General features: G+C 35.1%; 21 protein-coding genes. 4 read left to right on the plus strand and 17 right to left on the minus strand.

The features are described 5' to 3' along the window. Positions 1 to 189 precede the first annotated feature (189 nt). A complete protein-coding gene (locus KHA94_RS12440; RefSeq protein ID WP_213102461.1) occupies positions 190 to 657 on the plus strand; it encodes an Hsp20/alpha crystallin family protein in 468 nt (155 codons plus the stop codon). A gap of 141 nt (positions 658 to 798) precedes the next feature. Here KHA94_RS12440 and KHA94_RS12445 read toward each other — a convergent pair whose 3' ends face one another. The 3 genes from KHA94_RS12445 to KHA94_RS25950 all read right to left on the minus strand — a co-directional run bounded on the left by KHA94_RS12445 (position 799) and on the right by KHA94_RS25950 (position 4,876). Next, the gene (locus KHA94_RS12445) at positions 799 to 3,207 is read right to left on the minus strand and encodes an ABC transporter permease subunit (RefSeq protein WP_213102462.1); all 2,409 of its coding nucleotides are present in this window, start codon (positions 3,205 to 3,207) and stop codon (positions 799 to 801) included. Then, complete coding sequence (locus tag KHA94_RS12450; RefSeq protein ID WP_213102463.1) at positions 3,200 to 4,063, minus strand: ABC transporter permease subunit; 864 nt, start codon at positions 4,061 to 4,063, stop codon at positions 3,200 to 3,202. The genes KHA94_RS12445 and KHA94_RS12450 overlap by 8 nt, the downstream gene beginning before the upstream one ends. A gap of 231 nt (positions 4,064 to 4,294) precedes the next feature. Continuing rightward, positions 4,295 to 4,876 carry a YppG family protein gene (locus KHA94_RS25950; protein ID WP_249365489.1) on the minus strand — a complete coding sequence of 194 codons (582 nt, stop codon included), beginning with the start codon at positions 4,874 to 4,876 and terminating at the stop codon, positions 4,295 to 4,297. Between the two features lie 443 nt (positions 4,877 to 5,319). Here KHA94_RS25950 and KHA94_RS12460 point away from each other — a divergent pair, with 443 nt between their 5' ends. Then, positions 5,320 to 5,502, plus strand: coding sequence for a YppF family protein (locus KHA94_RS12460; RefSeq protein WP_213102464.1), 183 nt, complete (start codon positions 5,320 to 5,322; stop codon positions 5,500 to 5,502). Between the two features lie 71 nt (positions 5,503 to 5,573). Here KHA94_RS12460 and KHA94_RS12465 read toward each other — a convergent pair whose 3' ends face one another. From KHA94_RS12465 to KHA94_RS12475, 3 genes are all read right to left on the minus strand, one after another. Continuing rightward, positions 5,574 to 5,960: a YppE family protein gene (locus KHA94_RS12465; protein ID WP_213102465.1), complete on the minus strand. Its 387-nt coding sequence runs from the start codon at positions 5,958 to 5,960 to the stop codon at positions 5,574 to 5,576. Between the two features lie 101 nt (positions 5,961 to 6,061). Further along, entirely contained in the window at positions 6,062 to 6,334 is a 273-nt protein-coding gene (locus tag KHA94_RS12470) for a hypothetical protein (protein WP_213102466.1), read from the minus strand. Positions 6,335 to 6,870: 536 nt separating this feature from the next. Beyond that, positions 6,871 to 7,863 (minus strand): DUF2515 domain-containing protein, encoded by a 993-nt coding sequence (locus KHA94_RS12475; RefSeq protein WP_213102467.1) that lies wholly within the window; start codon positions 7,861 to 7,863, stop codon positions 6,871 to 6,873. 113 nt (positions 7,864 to 7,976) lie between these two features. On the opposite strand from KHA94_RS12475, the gene recU reads away from it, so the two are divergent. Both recU and KHA94_RS12485 read left to right on the plus strand, forming a co-directional pair. After that, the gene (gene recU / locus KHA94_RS12480) at positions 7,977 to 8,588 is read left to right on the plus strand and encodes a Holliday junction resolvase RecU (RefSeq protein WP_213102468.1); all 612 of its coding nucleotides are present in this window, start codon (positions 7,977 to 7,979) and stop codon (positions 8,586 to 8,588) included. A 116-nt stretch (positions 8,589 to 8,704) separates the two neighbouring features. Continuing rightward, a complete protein-coding gene (locus tag KHA94_RS12485) occupies positions 8,705 to 11,413 on the plus strand; it encodes a transglycosylase domain-containing protein (protein ID WP_213102469.1) in 2,709 nt (902 codons plus the stop codon). Between the two features lie 78 nt (positions 11,414 to 11,491). Here the strand turns inward: KHA94_RS12485 and KHA94_RS12490 are convergent, their stop codons facing one another. From KHA94_RS12490 to panB, 11 genes are all read right to left on the minus strand, one after another. Continuing rightward, the gene (locus KHA94_RS12490; RefSeq protein ID WP_213102470.1) at positions 11,492 to 12,016 is read right to left on the minus strand and encodes a YpoC family protein; all 525 of its coding nucleotides are present in this window, start codon (positions 12,014 to 12,016) and stop codon (positions 11,492 to 11,494) included. Then, the gene (nth, locus tag KHA94_RS12495; RefSeq protein WP_213102471.1) at positions 12,013 to 12,669 is read right to left on the minus strand and encodes an endonuclease III; all 657 of its coding nucleotides are present in this window, start codon (positions 12,667 to 12,669) and stop codon (positions 12,013 to 12,015) included. The genes KHA94_RS12490 and nth overlap by 4 nt, the downstream gene beginning before the upstream one ends. 77 nt (positions 12,670 to 12,746) lie before the next feature. Continuing rightward, complete coding sequence (locus KHA94_RS12500; RefSeq protein WP_213103232.1) at positions 12,747 to 13,457, minus strand: DnaD domain-containing protein; 711 nt, start codon at positions 13,455 to 13,457, stop codon at positions 12,747 to 12,749. 412 nt (positions 13,458 to 13,869) lie between these two features. Next, entirely contained in the window at positions 13,870 to 15,162 is a 1,293-nt protein-coding gene (asnS, locus tag KHA94_RS12505) for an asparagine--tRNA ligase (RefSeq protein WP_213103233.1), read from the minus strand. Positions 15,163 to 15,433: 271 nt separating this feature from the next. Further along, complete coding sequence (locus KHA94_RS12510) at positions 15,434 to 16,618, minus strand: pyridoxal phosphate-dependent aminotransferase (RefSeq protein WP_213103234.1); 1,185 nt, start codon at positions 16,616 to 16,618, stop codon at positions 15,434 to 15,436. A 252-nt stretch (positions 16,619 to 16,870) separates the two neighbouring features. After that, positions 16,871 to 17,347 (minus strand): cell wall elongation regulator TseB-like domain-containing protein, encoded by a 477-nt coding sequence (locus KHA94_RS12515; protein ID WP_213102472.1) that lies wholly within the window; start codon positions 17,345 to 17,347, stop codon positions 16,871 to 16,873. Between the two features lie 14 nt (positions 17,348 to 17,361). After that, complete coding sequence (locus tag KHA94_RS12520) at positions 17,362 to 17,532, minus strand: YpmA family protein (RefSeq protein WP_213102473.1); 171 nt, start codon at positions 17,530 to 17,532, stop codon at positions 17,362 to 17,364. A 207-nt stretch (positions 17,533 to 17,739) separates the two neighbouring features. Continuing rightward, entirely contained in the window at positions 17,740 to 20,544 is a 2,805-nt protein-coding gene (dinG, locus tag KHA94_RS12525; RefSeq protein WP_213102474.1) for an ATP-dependent DNA helicase DinG, read from the minus strand. Positions 20,545 to 20,760: 216 nt separating this feature from the next. After that, positions 20,761 to 21,144: an aspartate 1-decarboxylase gene (gene panD / locus KHA94_RS12530; RefSeq protein ID WP_213102475.1), complete on the minus strand. Its 384-nt coding sequence runs from the start codon at positions 21,142 to 21,144 to the stop codon at positions 20,761 to 20,763. A gap of 28 nt (positions 21,145 to 21,172) precedes the next feature. Then, positions 21,173 to 22,021: a pantoate--beta-alanine ligase gene (gene panC / locus KHA94_RS12535; protein ID WP_213102476.1), complete on the minus strand. Its 849-nt coding sequence runs from the start codon at positions 22,019 to 22,021 to the stop codon at positions 21,173 to 21,175. Continuing rightward, the gene (panB, locus tag KHA94_RS12540) at positions 22,018 to 22,857 is read right to left on the minus strand and encodes a 3-methyl-2-oxobutanoate hydroxymethyltransferase (RefSeq protein ID WP_213102477.1); all 840 of its coding nucleotides are present in this window, start codon (positions 22,855 to 22,857) and stop codon (positions 22,018 to 22,020) included. The genes panC and panB overlap by 4 nt, the downstream gene beginning before the upstream one ends. Between the last annotated feature and the right edge of the window lie 410 nt (positions 22,858 to 23,267).

Raw genomic sequence — 23,267 nt, forward strand, 5'->3', positions numbered from 1 at the left:
TGCCACGTCCTGTGGCATTCGCCCGACTAGGACATCCTGTCCGTCGTACTTAATTCCTAAAATTGGCAACTATGTCGAATTATCTTCTGCGCTGGCAATTTATAATTTCCTAATGTGGAACAAATACCTAATTATGTTCATAGAATATGGTGGTTGTGCCTTATTTAATTCATGATTGGAGATGAAAATATGAGTGATCAAGGAAGAAAGGCAAAAAATGAACCTTTTGGCGAATTGATGAAATCAATGAATCAATTTTTCCACGAGAAGCCTGTAAAAGGTTTATTACAAACGATGGATGATTTTTTTAAAAACCCGTTCCCATCTCATTCATCATTTCATATTGATGTACATGAGACTGCGGGTGAGCATATTATCACTGCAGAACTTCCTGGTGTAAATCGTGAACAAATTCAACTTGATGTGCTTGATAATTATATAACTATTACAGTTAATTCAAATGAATTATTTACTGAAGAGGATGAAAATCAAAAAATCGTTAAACGGCGGCAATCAATGCAAAGATCAAGCAGAACAATACCTCTTCCACAACCTATCAATGAAAGTAAAGTAAAAGCGACTTATCAAAATGGGCTTTTACAAATACGTATTCCGAAACAGTTAGGAAAGAAAATAATAATCGATGAAATCAAATAAAAACAAGCAGCAATAGACTGCTTGTTTCTTTATTCGTTAATAAGAATATTTAAATTATTCAACGTACTAAAGCAAGATTAATATTTCGATTAAGTTTCTGCTAAAATATAGCATTAGGCGGATGCCTTTGCGATAACCAAGTTACTCAAATGATGTATCAAGCCAACGATTAAAATACCCTGAAGGGACGTTGAAATAAACTTTTGTAAATCTGATGAACTCTTTCGTATCTACTTCTTTGTATTGAAAATGATGATAATAGTCTGAAAGAAATTGCATACTGACCTCTTTGACATCTTCTCCTTGCACTCTATACTTATCCTTCATCAAATTCAATAATTCAACAGCAGGTTGGCCATATATAAATCCAGTATTCTTCATTTTATTTAACGGAACATTTGAATATTGTCTCCCAAGAGGAGGTTCTGACGATGCGATTCTTTCCATACGGCGATATGGAATACTAAAAGCATGTCTTTCGGTTTGATTTTTACCAGCATAAAAATACATAGAGGTTGCAAATTCAGTTATCCCTTCGTCAACCCAAGCTTGATTATACTGATCATTTGCGACAACACCATAAAAATATTGATGGGCAATTTCATGTACAATTGCGTTTCGATAAAAATAAGTATCCTCAATATAAGGATTAATTGTAATAACACCAGAATATTCCATAAACAGGCCGTTATCAAGTATGATATCTAATTGTTTATGAGGGTACTTTCCGATGTTTTCCTGATAAAACGACAATGCGTCTTTAGCATGGTTCATTGTTTCTTTCAAATCTTTATGATGATCATTTTTAGTGAATATACGAATTTTTACTCCGTCATTTGCAAGCGCCTCATGAACTTCCATGTCCTTTATGATTGCAACGAAAAAGTCTCTAACTTTATTTATTTTTACTTTACCTTCATTATTTTTGAGCTGTGGATCTTTCTCTGCAGATGAAATGAATGAATACCCCTTAGGAAGCTTGTATGCAATCTCAAAGTCGGAAAAGTCTGTATGATAAGTTTCAATCCCATCTGAATATTCCTCCTTATTCCACTTCCCTTTTTGATAGGTTGCAAGCATTGGATACCATTGTGCTAAATAATAATTTTCCTTTTCCTTCGAAAAGCGAACACCTTCCTCTGGAACAGTAAATTCATAATCGATTTTTACATTAAACTTTTTTTTATCTTTCATTGCTTCAGAAAGATTAATTTTCAGCGTATCCTTTTCTAAACTATACTTAGCTTTTTCACCATTGACCTTGATTTCACCCATTTTTATTTCGGAATAGCCCTTAACGGATTGAAACTGATGACCTCTTTTAAATACATTTGAAATAAAGTAAAAAATGAGTTCATCCCATTTTTGATCTGATTTATTTTTTACAAGTATATTCGCTTCTGTGGTAAAAACACCATTCTTATCCATTTCGAATTGAATATCATATTTAGCTTTGCTGTAATTTTTAACGCCAACATCATTATCTTTTGTTACAACAACATATACACTTGCACTAATAAAAATAAGGAGCAATCCCATGAGAGCAAGCCTTTCGCCACTTGGCTTCCAAATATTCCGCTTATTACTGTACTGTTTCCTAATTGGTTTTAATATTTGTATTTGTCCCGTTCTTATCCATGGGCTTTTTGAATAGTTTGATTGAAAGCGATTTTTCAAACCATTTGCTAGTAAACTAAATGAAATTGTCGTAAATAATAAAATAATTAATGGGACAACTAGTATATGAGTATTCCCGTAAATATTTCCCCTTGCTTGTCCGACTAATCCTGATAGCTCCTTCGTAGTGGAGAGATATATAAGAGGATCAAACCTAACAATTGTTCCACCAGCAAAAATATTCATTAGTGCGAGCTGCCCCATTATCGTTATGACATACACAATTTCTAATATGAACATAACTAATATCGTTTCCTTTAATTGAGGAAAAATATGCTTCCAAATTAACCTGTTTCTGCCAGCCCCTAGAACATTTGCTGCCTCAATATATACAGATTTATGCAATTCATTCGTTTTCAATCTTACGGAGGAAACAATACTTGGAATACTGATTACAGAAGCAAGAATAATAAAATAGAAGACGAGAGCCCTTGTTTCTAAACTACTATTAAAACTAATCGGTTTCATAAAAAAATATAATATTAGAAACAACGGAACATAACTCCAAGCATTCTCGAAGGTAATAACCCAGCTAGGGGTTTTTTTCCAGGTTCCAATATATAATCCAAAAACCGTGCCAAATAGCATTTTTATACATGTTACTGCTAATGCAATGAACACAGTATAACGGATTCCGTGCAATACCATTGTCAATAAATCATAGCCCCATTTATCTGTCCCTAATGGATAGCTTGCATTTTCGAACGGTTCCAATGGAGGTGCTAGTACTTTTCCATTCGTATATTGAGTTTCTAGCAATTCTGTTAATGAGAATGGAGCCATCATCGGGCCAAATAAGCTAAGAAAGATTAAAACAAATACAAAAAAAACTCCAAAATATAAAGAGGAATTAAACTTATAAAGTTTATTCATAAATAAATCCTCGTTTGAAAAGATAGAATACTAGTCTGACACTAATATAAACAAATCCTGAAATTAACAGCATTGAAAATAGCCCGATAGCTATCGGCTGTATCTCATTGCTCTGAAAAATAAATTTTGTTATACCCGAAACATTCATTATGTATTCGATAATAAAGAGATTTCCAATTGCTAATGATATGACCTTAACTAGTTCTGCTTTAATAAAGGGCTCAACATTTTTATAAACATGTTGAAAGTTTATATAATTTAAGCTCATCCCTTTCGCTACTGCAGTTTTAATATAATCTTCACTACTTGTTTGATAATTCTTAACAGTGACAAGCTTAAATAAATACAGTGTTGGGGCAATACTGACAAGAATCGTCGGAAACCAAAGGTTTAAAGCTCCTGCATCTGGCCGTAATGACATTATTCTTATTCCTGTCATCTTATAGATTTTTACGGCAAGGATCATCGCCATTATGATGATAATAAAATCCGGTATCGCTGATAAAATATTCAATATGAAATTAAAAACTTTTGTTAAATGAAAACGACTAATGAAAATTCCAAAAAACAGGCTAATAACAACTGCTGCATTTACACCCAAGAGCATGATCTTTAAACTTGTAAAAAAATTATCTCCAATATCCTCTTCAATTGCACGCCGCTGTGTCCCTAATTGATAGGTACCTAAACTCCCCTTACTGATTTCAGAAATAAAATCACCAAAAACCTCAGGTAATTTTTCAAAATTCCAATCCAAACTTTTCTCTACAGAATTGACTTCAATTATCATTGGTAATGCAGCAAGAGAAAGTATTAATAGGAAAATAATAACAATTTGTTGTATCGTTCGTAACACATGTTTTTCCTCCTCTGCTATTATTTCTCTATTTTTTCATTCTTTTTTATTAATTGTCAGCAAAATTTAGTTTATTCATATAATTCTATATATGATTTTACCTTTATCACTCTAAAAAAACTCAAAGACCTACTCTATTTGATAGTCATACGTCGTGCCAGAACTATCGCTCAGGGTAGGTCAACTTTTGTTCATGTAATAAGGGATTTTCATCCATGTATATTCACTTTCCTATACTTTAATCATACCACCCAATCCCTTTACTAGAGACGAGACTTGATTAACTGCATTCATCATTTGACCAGCAGTATTCATCATTTTATTAATATCGATTGAGCCATCCTGTGCTTTAAAGGAATTCATTATTGATTGAACACCAGATGGCTGCTTTGGAATAAATGATTGTTTCGGATATGGATTCAAGTATGGGTTGGACATGTATGGATTTTGAGAATGCACCATTTGGTTTTGTTCTGGCTCCAAAGGATTTTGAAAAATACTCTGAGTATAGTTGCTTGATGGCATTTGCATTCCTGTTTGATGCATTTTATATCCTGTATTTTGGTATTGATTATGCATCATATTTTGTGATGCAGCATATGGATAAGTATCTGGGTGTAAAGTCTGATTTCCGAAAAATGGCGGCCGTTGAAATTGATGATTGAATGGTGCAATATTTTCAGGATAATAAGGGAATTGCTGCTGTCTCCAATAATTTTGGGATATAAATCCTGATTCATTTGTAAATGGATAATCCGGGTAAGAGTGGTTAATATAAAAATTTGGTACTCTAAGTACTCTTTGACCGAACATGTGCTAGTTTCCTCCTTTACTTACTGTAAAACTCATATGAAAAACTTAGGGTCCACCAAGTCTTTTCGGCCAATGCTTAGTTTTTCTATGCGAACTCCTATGAAGAGACTTGATCGAAATTTCCAATCTCACTTTAACAGATTAATAAACTTAAACATTCCTCTAGCCAAAAAATCACATAATTATTTCTATAATTTATGAAAAAAATGCCCATCATGTGAATGTCCTGTAATCGCTTTCTATTGATGTCTAACAATGAGGAATCATGTCGGAAGTCTTAATATTAAAAAAATAATGATCACTACTTATTTTATGATAGGATATAAAAAAGTAATTAAGCTCTTATTTCTTTATTTTCGTCATTAAAATGGTTTATAGAAAACTGGTGTTGGCTAAAGCTTAACACGAATGGCGAGACTGACAATTATGAGGAGGGAAATAAAATGAATGTTCACGAACTAACAATGAAGTTTCTTCAAACAAGGAATTATAGTCCAGAAAATGTAAATGAATTGCTTGATTTTACGAAAAGGTCTTATATTCATGATGATATTTGTATTTCAGTTTATCGTAAGCTTGTTCGTGAACTCGAGGCACAGGGTGCAGAGCTACCAGATTTCTCTTAAATCATTCCTTATAGAAAACTAGAAAACTATTCAATACAGAACCTATTTTGAAGGGCTCTTCACCTCTTATATCAAGATGGCGGAGAGCCCATTTCTTCGATCAATAATAACTGAAGCATTTGATTTAATACATAATTCGATGATGCCACTAAATTTTTAAATCTTGATCGACTCGTTTCCGGGAAAAAAGCTTGGACTGAAATCGTTTCTAGATGTTCGTGTGTAGATTCAATTTGTTGGGGATACAGGTTTTTCGGCCTTGTTGCTATAACCCATTTTATTGCTTCATTTTTCCATTTGTCATTAATTAACTTTACTTCGTCAGCAAAAGGTTTGACTTCTTCATAAAAATCTCCACTCTTTCCTGTTTCCCTTACCATTGAATACATTTCTGTCATTTTATTAATACGCTTTAATAGCTGTCTTGTTAGTGCTGTAAGCTCATTCTGCTTATCCATTATTAATCAGCTCCGAATAATAAAAAAGTAAAAACTGTTGATTGGTAAAATAAAAGTAGCTTAATGAATTAAGCTACTTTAATGACCCTATTCTATTGTAACTAAAACCCAAGTTCAAGCTTAATGCCTGCTGGATGATGATGAGTACCTTTTTTATCTAATTTTCCATTTAAATCATAAAGGTTAGCGGTTTTCATTTCGAGTGAATGAATTACCTCTGAGCAGTGCCTCATTTTTATCGTACAATCATCTTGCCATTTTTGACGGGCATTCGAAAAGGTTGACTCTATTGCATCCTCTAACTCCTCTAGCTGATCGTAAATTTCAGTCAGCATATTTATCAATTCCTCTTTAGGCATTATTTTTTCATTCATCTTCTCGCCCTCCTTAAAATAAGCAATCTCAATTTTTAAAATTTTCACCTTGATGCCTATTCTATTCGCCCTCTCTAAATACTTTCCTTCACCACTGACAAAACTAGAAGGATTTCGCCAAAGAAAGTAGATTTTTTTAGTACTCAATACTCAATTCGACATACTCAATTAGAATGAAAGCAACTGCATTGCACACAATAATATGTGGAGGTGCATGACTTATGAAAAGAACTGAAAAACATAATAAAGATCAGCCAAAAAAACTAGAAGAATCAAAATCTGGTCATGGGGATAAAAAATTAGAAGGTCCAAACCGACCTTCTACATAGAAAAGGTGGAGTACACTCCTAAAGAGCGTATGGACTGAAGCTATCCTCCTTTAGCTGCGGCTCACAGCCTCTATAATCAAGATGAGTCCGTGAAATCCTCCTTGAATATTTCTTAAATTTGAGAGCCGATGATGTTCGCAGCTAGACAATTCATTAACTGAAAAAAATATGCCTTTATTAGTTTCCAAAACGTTTAGCTAATATTATTTAAGATTTTATTAATTTGCTTATGTAGATAGCCTTCTTCAATTGCCTTTGCTTTTTCAAATACCACTTCGTCATTTCAATTGGATGTTTTTCCTTTACGTTCACACTCAACCATTTTCTTCTTAATCGTTTATTTTTTGACCAATCTTCAATAATATCCCTTTTATGATCAATCACCGGAAAGGTACACCGTAAAAAAGGGGTTGATCTATTTGGTCTGTTTTTAAAATAGTACTCATAATCGTATCTAGAGCCTGTATGTACTGTTTTGAGAGCAAATTCATAAAAAGCAGGATATAACTTCTTATCAAACAAAATATCTGCAAGCCTTTTTCCAAGATCGATTCTTTTTGAAAGAGATTTAAAGCCATTCACGCTTGAACCATATAACTTCCCTTCACATGTTGGAAAAATAACCGCGCTAAAATGAAACCAATCTTGAAGAAAAAAAATTAGAGATTGAAAAACACGTTTTTTATAAACTGGATTTTTAATAACAGGTTTATGAATGATGTTTTGTTCATTGATAATTTGAGATATTAACAGCCTTTTATAATTTCTTTCTTCCCAAAAAACTCCCCATTCTCTCTCCATAAATTTGGAAACGTGAAAAAATCTTAATAAATGAAACATTGGCCGATTTATTTTCGTCGAATATTGATAGAGAAGCAATTGAGGATAAGCATCCTGGAAAATAAGCCAATTTGCCCGTTCATAAGTTAAAAATATTTTTTTCCTAACCTGCTTCTTTATTATTTTGGGAAACCAATTTCCTTCAAGATCGCACATATTCCAACCAGCATTTCGAGATACCATACTTGCTAAAAATGACCACAGCACTTCTGGATGAAGTTTATAAAAGTGAAAATAAGCATCCGTTCTTGAAATATTATCAGCATTATTTTTCATTGTTTGATCATTTATATGCTGGATTAATTCGATTTCATCAATATTTAGTTGCTTTAATGACTTTTTTTTATGGAATTGCTTCATTATTTTTCCTCCGAAAAAAGCATATTGCTTAACATTTGCAAATCGGTGCTTTTTATTCAACCAAAAATTATCGAGATTTGTTATGATAAGTAATAGCTTGTGAGGTGAACATAATGAAATTCCATTATCCTAACGGCAAGAAATTTGTACCGAAAAACAAGGAATCGATTGGGATTAAAAAAGAAAAAAAATGGTCTTACGGTAATCGCGGTATGACTTTGGAGGAAGATATTAACGAAACAAATGAGTATTATTTAAAAAATGGAATTGCTTCTATTCATAAAAAACCAACACCTGTTCAAATCGTTCAAGTAGATTATCCAAAAAGAAGTGCTGCTGTCATTAAAGAAGCATACTTTAAGCAGGCATCAACAACTGATTATAATGGTGTTTATAAAGGAAGATACATTGATTTTGAAGCGAAAGAGACGCAAAACCCAACATCATTTCCTTTAAAAAACTTTCATGAACACCAAGTAAAACATATGGAAAATATCATTCAGCAAAAAGGAATCTGCTTTGTCCTTTTACGATTTTCAATGACTGAAGAAATTTTCCTACTTGAAGCCCTTCACTTACTCACTTTTTGGAAGAGAATGAAAGATGGAGGTAGAAAGTCAATAACCAAGGAAGAAATAGAGATTTATGGTCATCCAATATCGCTTGGATATAACCCCAGAATTGACTATATTAAAAAAATCGATTATCTTTATAATCTTAGATGAAATGCGGAAGCGCCTTCGAAACAATCAAAGTTCAAATTGTTCCTGCGATAATTATTCGAAGTCTCTTTCCTAATAGCATAAATAACTCTTCTTATCATCAGAAAGGATGAACATATATGGCAGAAAAATACCAATCAAGAGAGGAGCGCCGAAAACAGCAATCTTCAAATCCAAATAAAAAGAAAAAAAAGCAGCCAAAAGGGATATTTAAACGTATCTTTTTAATATTAATAGGCATTGGTATTGCGAGTATGCTGCTTGGTGCTGGCGCATTTGCCTTTATGGTAAAGGATGCACCAAAACTTGATGAAAAACAATTACGGGATCCGATCCCATCCAAAATATTAGATAAAGATGGCAATGTCATTACAGAAATTGGATCTGAAAATCGGGAATATGTAGAATATGAAGATATCCCCAAATTGGTAGAGGACGCGTTTCTTGCCACTGAGGATGTTCGTTTTTATCAACATAACGGGATGGATTTGAAACGACTAGGCGGTGCTGTAATAGCGAATATTACTCGTGGATTCGGTTCTGAGGGAGCAAGTACGATTACTCAGCAGGTCGTAAAAAACTCCTTCCTGAACAATGAAAAAACTTTAAGCAGAAAAGCTCAAGAAGCTTGGCTTTCCTTTCAGCTTGAACGTAAATATACAAAGCAAGAAATTTTCGAAATGTATGTGAATAAAATTTGGATGTCAGAAGGCAGTCATGGGGTATTAACAGCTTCCCATATTTATTTCGGTAAAGATCTTGACGAGCTCGAGCTACATGAAGCTGCTTTACTAGCAGGGATGCCGCAAAGTCCCGAAAATTATAATCCTTTCAAGCATCCAGATAAAGCAGAAAAAAGACGTAATATTGTTCTTTCTTTAATGAATCAGCATGGTTTCATCTCAAAAGAAGAAATGGAAGCTGCTCAAAAAATTCCAGTTGAATCAAGTCTTGTTAAGGAAGAAGATCGCAAGCACAATGACTCACCTTATGATTCATTTGTTGATGTTGTCTTAGATGAGATGGAACAAAAATATCCTGATTTGAACGTTTCTTCAGATGGTTTAACCATTCATACTACATTAGATACGAATGCACAGGATTATGTTGAGAAAATGCTTAATTCAAATGAAATTGTTCAATTTCCTGATGATGAATTTCAAGCAGGTATTACCCTATTGGATACAAAAACAGGTGAAATTAGGGCAATAGGCGGAGGTAGAAACCTTGAAGTAAAAAGAGGATTTAACTACGCGACGGATTTAAGAAGGCAAGCTGGTTCTACCATTAAACCAATACTCGACTATGGTCCAGCCATTGAATATTTAAATTGGGGTACGTATCATCCACTTAATGATGAACCATACACATATTCAAATGGTACGAAAATCAATAACTGGGATCGTAAACATATGGGGACGATGTCAATGCGTGAGGCATTAGCACGTTCACGAAACATCCCTGCTCTAAAAACTTTCCAAGAGGTTGGCCCAGATAAAGCGAAGGAATTTGCGAATAAACTGGGTTTTCAACTAGACGAGGTAAACGAATCCTATTCAATTGGTGCAAATTTAGTGTCACCACTGCAAATGGCAGGAGCCTATAGTGCATTTGGAAATAACGGCCTATATACTGAACCTCATGCCATTAAAGAAATTGTAATGCGTGACGGAACAAAAATTGATGTCACGCCTGAAACAAAACCTGTCATGAAGGACTCTACAGCATTCATGATTACAGATATGCTAAAAAGTGGTGTAAAGGATTCTTACGGTACAGGAAAAGCGGCAAATGTTCCAAACCTACATGTTGTTGGGAAAACAGGAACGACCAACTATGATGCTAATCAAATTCAAAAATGGAATATTCCAAATGGTGCGTTACCTGATTCATGGTTTGCTGGTTACACAACAAACTACACAGCAGCAGTTTGGACTGGATATAAAGATATGGAAAACTCTATAGCAGCAGGCTATGACCAAAGAATTGCACAATTGTTATTTAAAAATTTAATGCAGTATGTATCACAAGGAATTGAAACGCCTGACTTCCCTGTTCCAAATAGTGTGGAAAAAGTAGCTATTGAAAAGGGAACATCAAAGCTAGCAAGTGAATTTACTCCTAAAGATCAGATCATTTATGAATATGCTGTTAAAGGTCATGCACCAACCGCAATTTCTAATAAATACGATAAGCTTGCTTCCCCTTCAAACTTAGGTGCAGCATATGACGAAGCAGCAAATGAAATTGTACTAAATTGGGAGTATCCAGATAAAATAGATGATGTACAATTTGAGGTATCAGCATCTCTAGATGAGGGCGCAGACCAGCCATTACAAGTCGTTTCTGAAAAAGGAATAAGAGTGGCTAACCCTGTTCCAGGAGGAATTTATCAATTCAAGGTCGTAGCAATTCGAGATGATCAAAGAAGTGATTCTGCAGTTGTAAAAGTCGAAATTCCAGCTCCTGAGACCAGTGATGATCAAGATGACAAGGGTGAAGAAGGAATAGATAATGGCCAAGGCAACGAAAACGGGAATCCTGGAGATAATGGATCAGGTCAAGGGAATGGAAATGGTAGCGAAAATGGACAGGATGGCAGCACTGACCAAGGTGGCAGCAGTGGCCAAGGTGGTAACAGTGGCCAAGATGGTAACAGCGGCCAAGGTGGCAACAGCGGCCAAGATGGTAACAGCGGCCAAGGTGACAACAGTGGCCAAGGTGGTAACAGCAGCCAAGGTGAAGAAAGTGGTGACGAGTCAGACTCTGGACAGACGCCCCCTCCTTCAAGAACTACACCTCCTGGTTCAGGCCGACAAAGAAATTAATAGAGCAAGCTTCTTCGGATCAATCAACTAGACATGATTAAATGTTTTTCTTATTAATAAAAAAAAAGCGTCTCTAGCTTAGTGCTGAGACGTTTTTTTTATTGCTATTTGCTTAGCGTAAAGCTTTTCCATTTCAATCATTAATTCAGATAATTGAATAAATGATTGATATAGGGTCGGTCTTTGCAAAATAAACTCTAATCTTTCTACCATATTTACAGGCTTAATGATTAAAGTTTTTGCATTTTTATCATTTGAAAGAGAAACGGGCAAACCATTTCCCCAATAAACAAACTCAAGAAAAAGACAAATTCCTTTTTTCATCGGAGCAGTTACTTTAGTATGCTCCCTTTTGGCAAATAACTTTTTTAGAAGCTCTTTTTCTGAATTCCATTCATTTAAAAGAATAGGAATGCACTCTTCCTGCAATTCCCACGGCTTTATTGCATTTATTCCTAAATAATAGGCTGCCTCATATAGAAATGGGACAGATGGAAGTATATGAGCCAATACATGTTCATCAATTGTGAATGATTCATTCTTAGTAAAGAAGTCTGGGTCCATAAGCTCCTCGGGGATTGAAAGAGTTATTTCAGTACTCATTTCGTGCTCTTCTCTTTCATGCGCTTTTTCCCTTCTCTGCATACTTCTAAAAGTGGGCAAACATCACATTGAGGATTTTGTGCTTTACAATGGTATCTACCAAAAAAAATCATTCGATGGTGAGTGATATGCCATTCTTCCATTGGGATCTTTTTCATTAAGGATTTTTCTACTTCCAATACGGAATCCTTCCACCTGCAAAATGCAAGTCTCTTGCTAACTCGTTCAACATGTGTATCAACAGCAATTGCTGGGACACCGAAAGCAACAGACACAACTACATTTGCAGTTTTCCTTCCGACACCCGGCAACTTTGTCAATTCGTCCCGATCTTGAGGGATAACACCATTGTATTCGTCTAATAATAGACGGCATAATTTTTGGATATTTTTAGCTTTATTACGATATAAACCAATTGACCGAATATCATCTTGTAATTCATCAAGAGAAACGTTTAGGTAGTCTGATGGTGTTTTGTATTTTTGAAATAAATCTTTTGTTACTTTATTAACTAATACATCTGTGCATTGAGCCGATAAAGCAACCGCAATGACTAGCTCAAATGGATTAGAATGTGTTAATTCACAATGAGCATCTGGAAACATTTCTCCCATTTTATCAAGACAAAACCTTATTTGATTTTTATTTAACAATGTTCTCACCACTTAATTTTGTTTTAACAAAAATATAGTCGCTTTATGAACGGGAAAGTATGTGCAATACCTTTTATTTATTGTTCCAACCAATTATAAAAGGGGATGGATTTTGTTGTTTGTGCCGAGCCTTCATTGGCTTTATATCGGTGCTGTGATTGATTTTGTCTAAACTTTTTACCATAACTTTTTGCTTGTTCGATTGTTTTGATTCCATTCTTCTTCCACTCGAACAAAATTCTATCAATATAACGAAAATTTAGCTTTCCTGAAATCACGGCTTCTCTAAGTGCAGCTTTTATAATGTGAGGATCATGATGATCATCATCCATCCATAATGCAAGAGTCTCACATTCAAATGGTGATAAAGGCCGACCAAACTCCTGTTCAAAGCATGTATATAAATCTGTTTCATTTTGCTGATTTATGACTGCAGCTTCTTGTTTATTCTTTAAAAGAAAATGATCAATTAGTTTTTCTAATAAAGGTTCAATATTGTACCTTTCATATCGGATTCCTTCAGCTGAATAATTGTCTTTAATTTCTATATAACCTTTTTGAATTAATTTTCTCAGTATTTCAGTACACTCTGATACAGAAATGGTCATACGTGAAGACAACTCAACTGGGGTAGGAAATTCATTTCCTTTCTCGATAAAAGAAATGACATGCAATATTAAAACTAATTCATGCTCATAGAGATTCATTTCTTTATAGTGATTTAATAAAGCTCCAGGTATCGTTACATTTCCTTCCTGGAGCCACTTTAATATATCTGTTTTAGACATCCCTGACACCTCTTTATAAGTATAGCATGAACAGCCCATATCTAGTAAGGAGTATAATCGGTAACTTTTTTCAGCTAACAGAGGAACAAATGCGCAAGCGCCTTGCTCACCTCCGACAAGCACAAGACGAGCCTCACGGAAAGGTGTTCTTTACCTTTCTGGGAGGATTGGCTTGTGACCTCGAGGTCGACAAAAACGCGACGTCCTGTCGCATTGTCGACACTAGTACGTCCTGTACGTCGGAGGTAGGCGCTGGAGCTGAACGTAGATAAACTATATCTCAAGTTATCAACAGATAGCGAAAATTATAATTTCCTATACAGTAAAAAAAGAAATCGGCAGAATTACCGATTTCCTCTTAAACTTTTCACATCTCACATCCAACCTCAGAATTTCGTATTGCGATTTCTAATTATGGATATAAACGATTTAATAATCTAGGGAATGGAATGGATTCACGGACATGTTCCACTCCACTAATCCATGCTACGGTTCTTTCAAGGCCAAGACCAAATCCTGAATGAGGAACAGAACCATATTGACGCAGCTCTAAATACCATCCATACGCGTCTAAATCAAGGTTATGCTCTTCCAAACGCTGCTTCAGAAGATCATAATCATGAATACGCTCTGATCCACCGATAATCTCTCCATAGCCTTCAGGAGCAATTAAGTCAGCACATAGAACTACATCTTCTCGATTTGGATCTGGCTGCATGTAAAATGGTTTTAATGACGTTGGATAATGAGTGATGAAAACTGGCTTATCATAGCTCTCAGCAATTGCTGTTTCATGCGGAGCTCCAAAATCATCTCCCCATTCAATATCATTAAACCCTTGTTCATGTAAAAATTTAACCGCTTCATCATAGGTAATGCGAGGAAAAGGTGCCTTTACCTTCCCTAGCTTTGATGTGTCGCGACCTAATGTTTTTAACTCTAAGCTGCAATTTTTTAATACAGATTGAACAATATGAGAAACATATTCCTCCTGCACCTTTAAGCTATCCTCATGTTCATAAAAAGCCATCTCAGGTTCAATCATCCAGAACTCAATTAAATGGCGACGTGTTTTTGATTTTTCCGCTCTAAATGTAGGACCAAATGAGAAAACCTTTCCAAGAGCCATAGCAGCTGCTTCCATATATAATTGTCCGCTTTGAGATAGATAAGCATCTTCATCGAAATATTTAGTATGGAATAATTCAGATGTACCTTCTGGTGCACTTCCGGTCAAAATCGGAGGATCAATCTTTGCAAAGCCTTGTTCATTATAAAATTCATATGTAGCTCTAATGATTTCGTTTCGAATTTTCATAACTGCATGTTGGCGACGAGAGCGGAGCCACAAATGACGGTTATCCATTAAAAATTCTGTTCCATGCTCCTTAGGTGTGATTGGATAATCAACAGCAGCATGAATCACTTCAATTCCTGTTACAAGTAATTCAAAACCAAATGGAGAGCGCTCATCCTTTTGGATTTTCCCTGTAACATAAAGGGATGATTCTTGTGTCACTGATTTTGCCGCTTGGAATACTTCCTCTGGGACTTCACTTTTGACAATAACTCCTTGAATAAATCCTGTTCCATCACGAAGTTGAAGGAAAGCAATTTTTCCGCTAGAGCGTTTATTCGCAACCCATGCTCCAATTTTCACCTCTTGTTCAACATATTTGTATACTTCAGATATTGTCGTTTTAATCACTAATGTTCCCTCCAAAAACTAGCAAATCTCATGTTATGTATCCTATATATTATACCTTCCAGCTAAAGCACAAGCAACAATGAAAAGCGCAAGCGCCTTGAAAGAGGTTCGTCGACTAAAAACTGCCACGTCCTGTGGCAAACATCGACGTCAGCACATCCTGTGCAAGTCCGACAAGCACAAGACAAGCCTTTCGGAAAGGTGTACTTTTCCTTCATGGGAAAAAACATAATTAAAGCAGCAGCCGATTTCTTCGGCTGCCACTTTTTTATTTCATATTTTTTTCGACAAATTGATGAATTCGATCTACTGCTTTTTCTAATAAATCTAAAGATGTTGCATACGATAAACGAATGTTATTCGGTGCACCAAAGCCAGAGCCAGGGATAACCGCAACCATTGCATCTTCAAGCAAAGCTTTTGAAAAATCATCAACATTTTCGAATCCTGTTAATTCGGCAGCCTCTTTAACATTTGGGAATAAATAAAAAGCACCTTGAGGCTTTATACATGAAAAACCAGGAATAGCAATTAACTTATCGTAGATAAGGTTTAATCGATGTTCAAATGCTTCTTGCATTTCTTTAAGCATTTTTTGTGAACCCGAATAAGCAGCTATTGCTCCATATTGAGCAGTTGTAGTTGGATTAGAAGTGCTGTGACTTGCAAGGTTTGTCATTGCTTTAATAAGATCTTTATTTCCTGCTGCGTATCCAATTCTCCAACCTGTCATGGAATGAGATTTTGAAACACCATTTATGATAATTGTTTGCTCTTTTAATTCAGGAGAAATCTCAGCTATAGATACATGCTTAAACTTACCATAAACTAGCTTTTCATAAATTTCATCAGACACAATTAGAATATTATGATTTAAACAAACCTCACCTAATGCCTTTAATTCTTCTTCTGAATAAAGCATTCCTGTTGGATTACTAGGTGAATTGATTATTACGGCCTTTGTCTTATCCGTTATGGCAGTTCTTAATTGTTCAGGGGTAATTTTATACTCATTCTCCTCTTTACCCTCTACATAAACGGGAATGCCATCTGCTAATTTTACTTGTTCAGGATAGCTTACCCAATATGGGGTTGGGATAATAACCTCATCCCCTTCATCAAGGAGTGCCTGAAATAATGTATACAGTGCATGCTTCGCACCACTTGCAACAATAATTTCACTTGGATCATATTCAATTCCTTGATCATGTTTAAACTTTTCAACAATTTCCTTTTTCAGAGCAGGAAGACCAGCAGAAGGTGTGTATTTCGTATGACCTTCATTCATTGATTGAACTGCTGCATCGATTATATGTTGAGGAGTATTAAAATCGGGTTCACCTGCTCCTAAACCTATTACATCAAACCCCTGCGCCTTTAATTCTTTTGCTTTCGCAGTAATTGCAAGTGTTGAAGATGGTGTTAATGCTTTTACTCTTTGTGCAAGATGAATCTTCATTTCAATATTCCTCCACTCTTATTAGGTAGTTCATATTTAATTGGCTGTGTTTAACTTCCCTGTTGATTTCCGCTGCAGGCACTCGCTTTCCGCGGGCGGTCCGGAAGCCTCCTCGTCTCTATCGCTCCTGCGGGGTCTCCCTTTGACTCGCTTCTCCCACAGGAGTCTCGTGCCTTCCGCTCCAATCAACAACAAAATAGTATTTTCAACACTGAGCTTTAACACAGCCATTTAATTTAGTCTTTCTTATAAGTTCTCAATATTCTTGAGCCATTTCCCTGTTTCAAAATCAACATAATAATAATTTATTAAATCTCCCTCAGTACGGTAGTATATTTCCCATATAGGGACATTCTTTTCTATTATCCCAAGTCGAATGGATATGATTTCTTTCGGATTTTTTTCTACTTTTAGTTTATTTAATGCTTCTTGTTTCGACACTCCATCTTTCACATTTCGGACAATAATTCTACCTTCCTTTTCAGGTATCCAAACATAGATGGCTGTCCCATTTTTGTCCTTGCCTTTTAATACATAATAGGTTTCTTGGCCATTGTATAATTGAAAGTCATCTACTTCTTTCAGCCTAGTTTCTTTCAATGCGACCTCTATTGCTTTCTTTTCGGCTGCTTTTACTGGTTCAACAGCTTTTAAATACACGAAAATCCCAGATCCTAAACCAACTGCAAGTATAATTAAGAATATAATAATTATTTTTTTCACATTTGTCACTCTTCTTATGTACGATAAATTGAAAAAACTGCTTTATTTTGATCTTCCTTATCAAGTGCTAAACCAAACATTAAATCTTTTTCTTTTAATGTTCTATTTAATACATCAACAACCTTATAGAGGTCTGGACTAAGTTGAATTTTCAATGTTGAAATAACCTCAATTTTGCTTTCCATACTGGAATTCCTCCTCAAGTACAACAATATTTGTAACTCATACACAATTAACACATCGTACAAACTATATGTACGTAACATTTTAAACCTTAATCTTTAGTATAACAGCTCTAAGTAAAGCCTTGAATAAAAAAACTAATATTTTTTCTAATCCACTTTCGTTATTTAGCTGCGCTTAATTAAGCGCAGCCCTTTTACTTTTTTCAATTAGTTCATCGACTTTTTTATGGTATCAATCATACCGTCAATTTTACTTTTATTTATTGGGATTTTAGGAATAGATTCTAAAAATGCTTTCCCATAATGAGTCGTAATAATTCTTCGATCAAAAATAAAAATAAATCCTTTATCACTTCTGGTTCTAATCAATCTGCCAAATCCCTGTTTAAAGCGAATAATCGCATCTGGCAAGGAATAATCTGAAAATGCATTTCCGCCATTTTGTTTAATTTGATCACATTTTGCTTCTGTGTAAGGATCATCGGGAGGTGAAAAAGGTAATCTTATTATTATTAAGCATGACAAATCTTCTCCAGGGATGTCTACCCCCTCCCAAAAACTGTTTGTGCCTAATAAGATTGCCTTATCAAACTTTTGAAAATTCCTTGTTAATCTTGAGCGGCTCCCACTGGAAATACCTTGTGCAATAATAGCATAATCATCAAGAAAACCCGACTCTTTAATGAGTTCGTATGTTTTTCTTAGCATTTCGTGGGAAGTAAATAAAATAAGCATCCTACCTTTTGTCACTTCTGCAATTGAAATAATATGTTCGCTAATGGCCGTAACATACTCCTCTATTGGAACCGCATTAACCTCTGGTAAGTCCTCTGGAATAAATAGCTTTACTTGTTCTTCATAATCAAATGGTGATGGAATCTGTTCAACCGAACAATCAGAAAGCTTTAAACCAAGTTCGTTTAAAATATAATGAAAGGAATTTTTCACCGACAAAGTGGCCGATGTAATAATGACTGATTCCTTCTTATCAAAGAAATCCTGCTTAAGAATATCGCCAACCTCAATAGGCTGTGCATAAATTGTCGTTGCATTTTGCATAGATCTTACATCTAATTCGATCCATATTACATAATCATCGGAAGGATGTAAAATGGCTTTTTTTATAACTAGCATTATTTCTTTTAGTTCTACACATAATGTTACAAGCTCTTCCATAAACGATTTTTCACGTGCAGATAAATGATCTTTGATTGAGCTAATGAAATCTAATCTATTATTTAATTCAGTATAAAAATCCTTTAATTGAAAGAGAAAACGCTCCGCACTAGTTTCAACTGCCTTCCACTCCTTACTTGTTTCATCAGCTGAAATACGGCAGTTTATTCGATTATATCCTTTTCTAGACCTAGTTTTCTTTTTCGCAAACACCCCAATTATTTTAAACAGCTCATCCATTTCAAAAAGAAGTTCAATCATCATTTGATTTAATTCAAAGGAATGTTTTAACTCATCATCTCTTCTCTCATCTTTTTCAATGATTTGCTCAAGCTTATATAACAATTGCTTTTGCTCCAAATGTCCAATTCGACCGAGCAAGAAACGAGTTTGCAAATAGTCTAATGTAAATCCAAAATGCTTGCCTGAAGCCTTGACAAAATGATGACCTTCATCAATTACAACATGGCTATATTCAGGCAGTATTTTATTATCTGCTACTAAATCCGATAATAGCAAGGCATGATTAGTAATAATGATATCTGATTTTAAAGCTGCATTTCTCGCTCGGTAATAGAAATCTCGAGAAAGCCATGATTTATTTTGAAGGAAAATGGCTTCATCATTTTTTATTTTATTCCAATAAATCATACCTCCACTTGATAAATTTAACTCATCGATGTCTCCAGTATTCGTTTCTGTCAACCAAACAAGTATTTGCATTTTCGTTAAGACGGTATCGTAATTATCTTCCTTATCTTTTAATGTTTGTTCAAATTTAGCCAAACTTAAATAATGACTTCTTCCTTTTAGCAATACAGCTTTTAGTGGGAAAGGAAGCATTTTTTGCAATTTTGGGATATCATTTGAAAGAAGCTGAGCTTGCAGATTTGTCGTAAATGTACTAACAACAACTGGTTGTCCAATTTCTTTTCCAAAAATAACTGCTGGGATCAAGTAAGCTAAAGATTTGCCTACTCCAGTACCAGCTTCAATGATGGCATGTCTTTTTTGTGTAAAGGCTCTATATACAGAATCCATCATTGAAAATTGACCTGAACGAATTTCATAGGCAGGAAAAGTTTTTTTGAAAAGCTCTGTCTTCTGCGATTGCTGAGTAGGGAACTCCATCTTATCATGATGGTTGTAATCAATTTGATCTAGGGTCCTTTTTAATGCAATTCCATGATGAATTTCGAGATCATCCTGTAAATATTCAATCGAAGATTCTTTTTGAATAATGATATTATCGAGAAGTAAATCTAAATCACTTTTTAATGAACCAGAGAGCTTATGAATTTGTTTGGTTGTATTTAATGGTAATTTTTCAAGGCGGACTAAAAGGCGCAATAATAATTCCGCAGTCACATAAGCGTCACTGTCTGCCTGGTGCGGACGCTCATGATTTAGCCCTTCTCTTTGAGCTAATTCTGACAATTGAAAGCTATCTGCGGTTGGTATTAATATTCTTGAAAGCTCTACTGTATCTAATACAGGACCATAAAAGCCATTATATCCAGCCTCAATTAGCTCTTCTTGTAAAAACGAAAGATCAAAAAGAACATTATGGGCGACAAAATAAGCATCTTCTAATAGGGTATGCACTTTAGGAGCGATTTCAGAAAAAACGGGAGCATCTTGCACTATTTCATCATCTAACCCCGTTAATTCTTCAATAAATGGAGGAATTGGCTTTCCAGGGTTTATAAGAGAGGAGAATTCTTCAATTATTTTTCCGTTTTTGATTACAACAGCAGCAAACTGTATTATTTTATCACCCTTTTTCGGTGAATTCCCTGTTGTTTCCAAATCAATCACAACATATTTATTACCCATACTTCACACCTCTAACATTCAGTCATTCAAACGGTATCATAAAAACGGAAAAAGAAAAAGCAAAAAACTCCCTTCTTTTATTTTAAGCAGATATTTGGAAATATATAGCTTCACTTAAAGAGTAGGTAAATAAGCTATTCTTTTTTGCTAAAAAGGCTGACACGGTACATTCCCGTTCAGCCTATTTTGATTTATTCATTTTATTGCAAATTTAATTTAAATAATTGTTCTTTCAGGCTCTTTATTAATCATTTCCTTGATTTTATTATTATCGGCCATAATGGCAACTTTTGGTTTATGTGTTAATACTTTTTCTTCAGAAATTAATGCATAGGATATGATAATAACGATATCACCCTCTTGTACAAGTCGTGCCGCAGCTCCATTTACACAGATTACACCGCTTCCTCTCTTTCCAGGAATAATATATGTTTCAAATCTAGCTCCATTGTTATTATTGACAATTTGTACCTTTTCATTGGCAACCATCCCGACTGCATCAAGTATATCAGTATCAATTGTAATGCTGCCTACATAATTTAAATTTGCTTCTGTTACAACAGCTCTGTGAATTTTGCCGTTCATCATGGTGCGAAACATGATGCTTCCCCCTAAAATATATTTATTTTCATTTTATATTCAAAACCAAATTATCTATTAAACGAACTTTTGAAAATTTAACTGCTAAGGCGATTATTATTTTGCCTTCCAATTGATTTAATTCTAAAAGATTTGGATAAGAATATATTTCTACATAGTCAATTTTGCCGTTTGTTTTACCTAAAATCATTTCTTTAATAAAAGAAATAACAAGATTTGGATTTTTTTCTCCATTTTCAATAAGGGCTTTTGCACCTTGCAAACTTTCATATAGTACTGGTGCTTGATCCCTTTCATAAGAAAGCAAATTTACATTTCTTGAGCTTTTGGCAAGTCCATCTGATTCCCTTACAATTTCAATTGGAATAATTTCAATTGGAAAGTGAAAATCATTTACAAGTCCTTCAACAATGGCAATTTGTTGAGCATCTTTCATGCCAAAGTAAGCTTTTGTTGGCTGAACAATATTAAAAAGCTTTGTAAGTACCGTTGCAACGCCATCAAAATGCCCCATGCGGGATCTCCCGCATAATACATCCGTTCTGGCATTTACTTTCACTGTTACTGTCAAAGGCTCGGGATACATCTCCTCAACTAAAGGGTAAAAAATATAGTCTACACCATTGTTTTCAGCAAGCTTAGAATCACGTTCAAAATCTCTAGGATACGAGCTTAAATCCTCATTCAGTCCAAATTGGAGGGGATTTACAAAAATACTTAAAACAACAATGTCCGCTTCCCCTCTAGCCTTTTTAATTAGGGATAGATGACCTTCATGCAAAAAACCCATCGTTGGTACAAATCCAATCGATTTCCCAATCATTTTTTCTTTTAATATGGTTGCCTGCATTTCATTAATTGAAGTAATTACTTTCATATTTTTCCTCCGTATAGGCTTATAAGCTCTGATTCTTTCATAGTAAAGCTATGCTGATCTTCTGGAAATTCACCTAGCTTTACATCTGTCAAATAGTTGTTTAGTCCCCGTAGAACTATTTCATTCACATTTTCATACTGTTTTACAAATTTCGGAACTCTTTCTACTCCATATGAGAGTACATCATGATAGACAAGAACTTGTCCATCTGTATAAACACCGGCTCCAATTCCAATTGTCGGGATTGATATAGAGCCTGTTACAGCTTTTGCTAATTGCTTTGGTACACATTCTAAAACAAGTGCAAAAGCGCCTGCTTGCGCACATTTTTTTGCATCTTCCATTAATTTTTGAGCCGCTTCTGCATTTTTCCCTTGAACTTTATATCCCCCAAGAACAGCGACAGATTGTGGCGTAAGACCGAGATGGGCAACCACTGGGATTCCTGCCTTTGTCAACGCTCCGATATTAGCAATAATCATATCATCTGCTCCTTCAAGCTTCACTGCATGTGCACCTGTTTCTTGAATAAGCCTCGCTCCATTCAAAAGCGTTTCACGAACAGATAAGTGATAGCTCATAAATGGCATGTCGACAACTATAAAAGTATCTGCAGCACCTCTTTTAACAGCCTTTCCGTGGTGAACCATGTCGTCCAATGTAACAGGTATAGTAGACTCATATCCTAGTACGACCATTCCTAGTGAGTCACCGACAAGAATCATGTCTACACCAGACTTTTCAGCGAGCTTCGCTCCAGGGTAGTCATATGCCGTCAGCATAACGATCTTTTCCCCATTCTCTTTCATTTTCAAAAAATCTGTCGTTTGCTTCATCCTTAATCCTCCTTTTTTAAGAAAAGCGGAGAGCGCCTGCCTATCGGCGACAAGCATAAGACATGCCGGCAAGTATGTTGTTCTTTAACCTATTTTGACGGATTGGCTTATGGCCTCGAGCTGATGGCGCTCAGAGCTAGACAATAAGGAAGAGGGTGATAACAAAAATAAAAAATCCTTCTGAATGCAGAAGGATTCCGAATTTAGTCATTATTATGTCTCATCCCTCTGTCCCGGTCCATTTTTGGATCTAGGCAGAAAATCTTTATTTTTTTGGCGTATTTCTTCATGAATATTGCATCATAAAATCTCATATACAAAGCAATATTATAAAAATTCACCTTAAAAAACTCGGTGCAGTTCAGCTGATGATACTGCCCATTTGAAAAGCGCAAGCGCTAGACAAATAA

The organism is Cytobacillus citreus, from assembly GCF_018343665.1.
GTDB lineage: Bacteria > Bacillota > Bacilli > Bacillales > Cytobacillaceae > Cytobacillus > Cytobacillus citreus.

Bases quoted from the DNA above. Each gene is read 5' to 3' on its own strand.
- KHA94_RS12470 (WP_213102466.1), bottom strand. From the start codon at position 6,334: ATGAATGAAAAAATAATGCCTAAAGAGGAATTGATAAATATGCTGACT.
- panB (WP_213102477.1), bottom strand. From the start codon at position 22,857: ATGAAGCAAACGACAGATTTTTTGAAAATGAAAGAGAATGGGGAAAAG.
- KHA94_RS12485 (WP_213102469.1), top strand. From the start codon at position 8,705: ATGGCAGAAAAATACCAATCAAGAGAGGAGCGCCGAAAACAGCAATCT.
- KHA94_RS12500 (WP_213103232.1), bottom strand. From the start codon at position 13,457: ATGTCTAAAACAGATATATTAAAGTGGCTCCAGGAAGGAAATGTAACG.
- KHA94_RS12445 (WP_213102462.1), bottom strand. From the start codon at position 3,207: ATGAATAAACTTTATAAGTTTAATTCCTCTTTATATTTTGGAGTTTTT.
- panC (WP_213102476.1), bottom strand. From the start codon at position 22,021: ATGAAAGTAATTACTTCAATTAATGAAATGCAGGCAACCATATTAAAA.
- dinG (WP_213102474.1), bottom strand. From the start codon at position 20,544: ATGGGTAATAAATATGTTGTGATTGATTTGGAAACAACAGGGAATTCA.
- KHA94_RS12520 (WP_213102473.1), bottom strand. From the start codon at position 17,532: ATGGAAAGCAAAATTGAGGTTATTTCAACATTGAAAATTCAACTTAGT.
- KHA94_RS12465 (WP_213102465.1), bottom strand. From the start codon at position 5,960: ATGGATAAGCAGAATGAGCTTACAGCACTAACAAGACAGCTATTAAAG.
- KHA94_RS25950 (WP_249365489.1), bottom strand. From the start codon at position 4,876: ATGTTCGGTCAAAGAGTACTTAGAGTACCAAATTTTTATATTAACCAC.
- KHA94_RS12490 (WP_213102470.1), bottom strand. From the start codon at position 12,016: ATGAGTACTGAAATAACTCTTTCAATCCCCGAGGAGCTTATGGACCCA.
- KHA94_RS12460 (WP_213102464.1), top strand. From the start codon at position 5,320: ATGAATGTTCACGAACTAACAATGAAGTTTCTTCAAACAAGGAATTAT.
- KHA94_RS12475 (WP_213102467.1), bottom strand. From the start codon at position 7,863: ATGAAGCAATTCCATAAAAAAAAGTCATTAAAGCAACTAAATATTGAT.
- panD (WP_213102475.1), bottom strand. From the start codon at position 21,144: ATGTTTCGCACCATGATGAACGGCAAAATTCACAGAGCTGTTGTAACA.
- recU (WP_213102468.1), top strand. From the start codon at position 7,977: ATGAAATTCCATTATCCTAACGGCAAGAAATTTGTACCGAAAAACAAG.
- KHA94_RS12440 (WP_213102461.1), top strand. From the start codon at position 190: ATGAGTGATCAAGGAAGAAAGGCAAAAAATGAACCTTTTGGCGAATTG.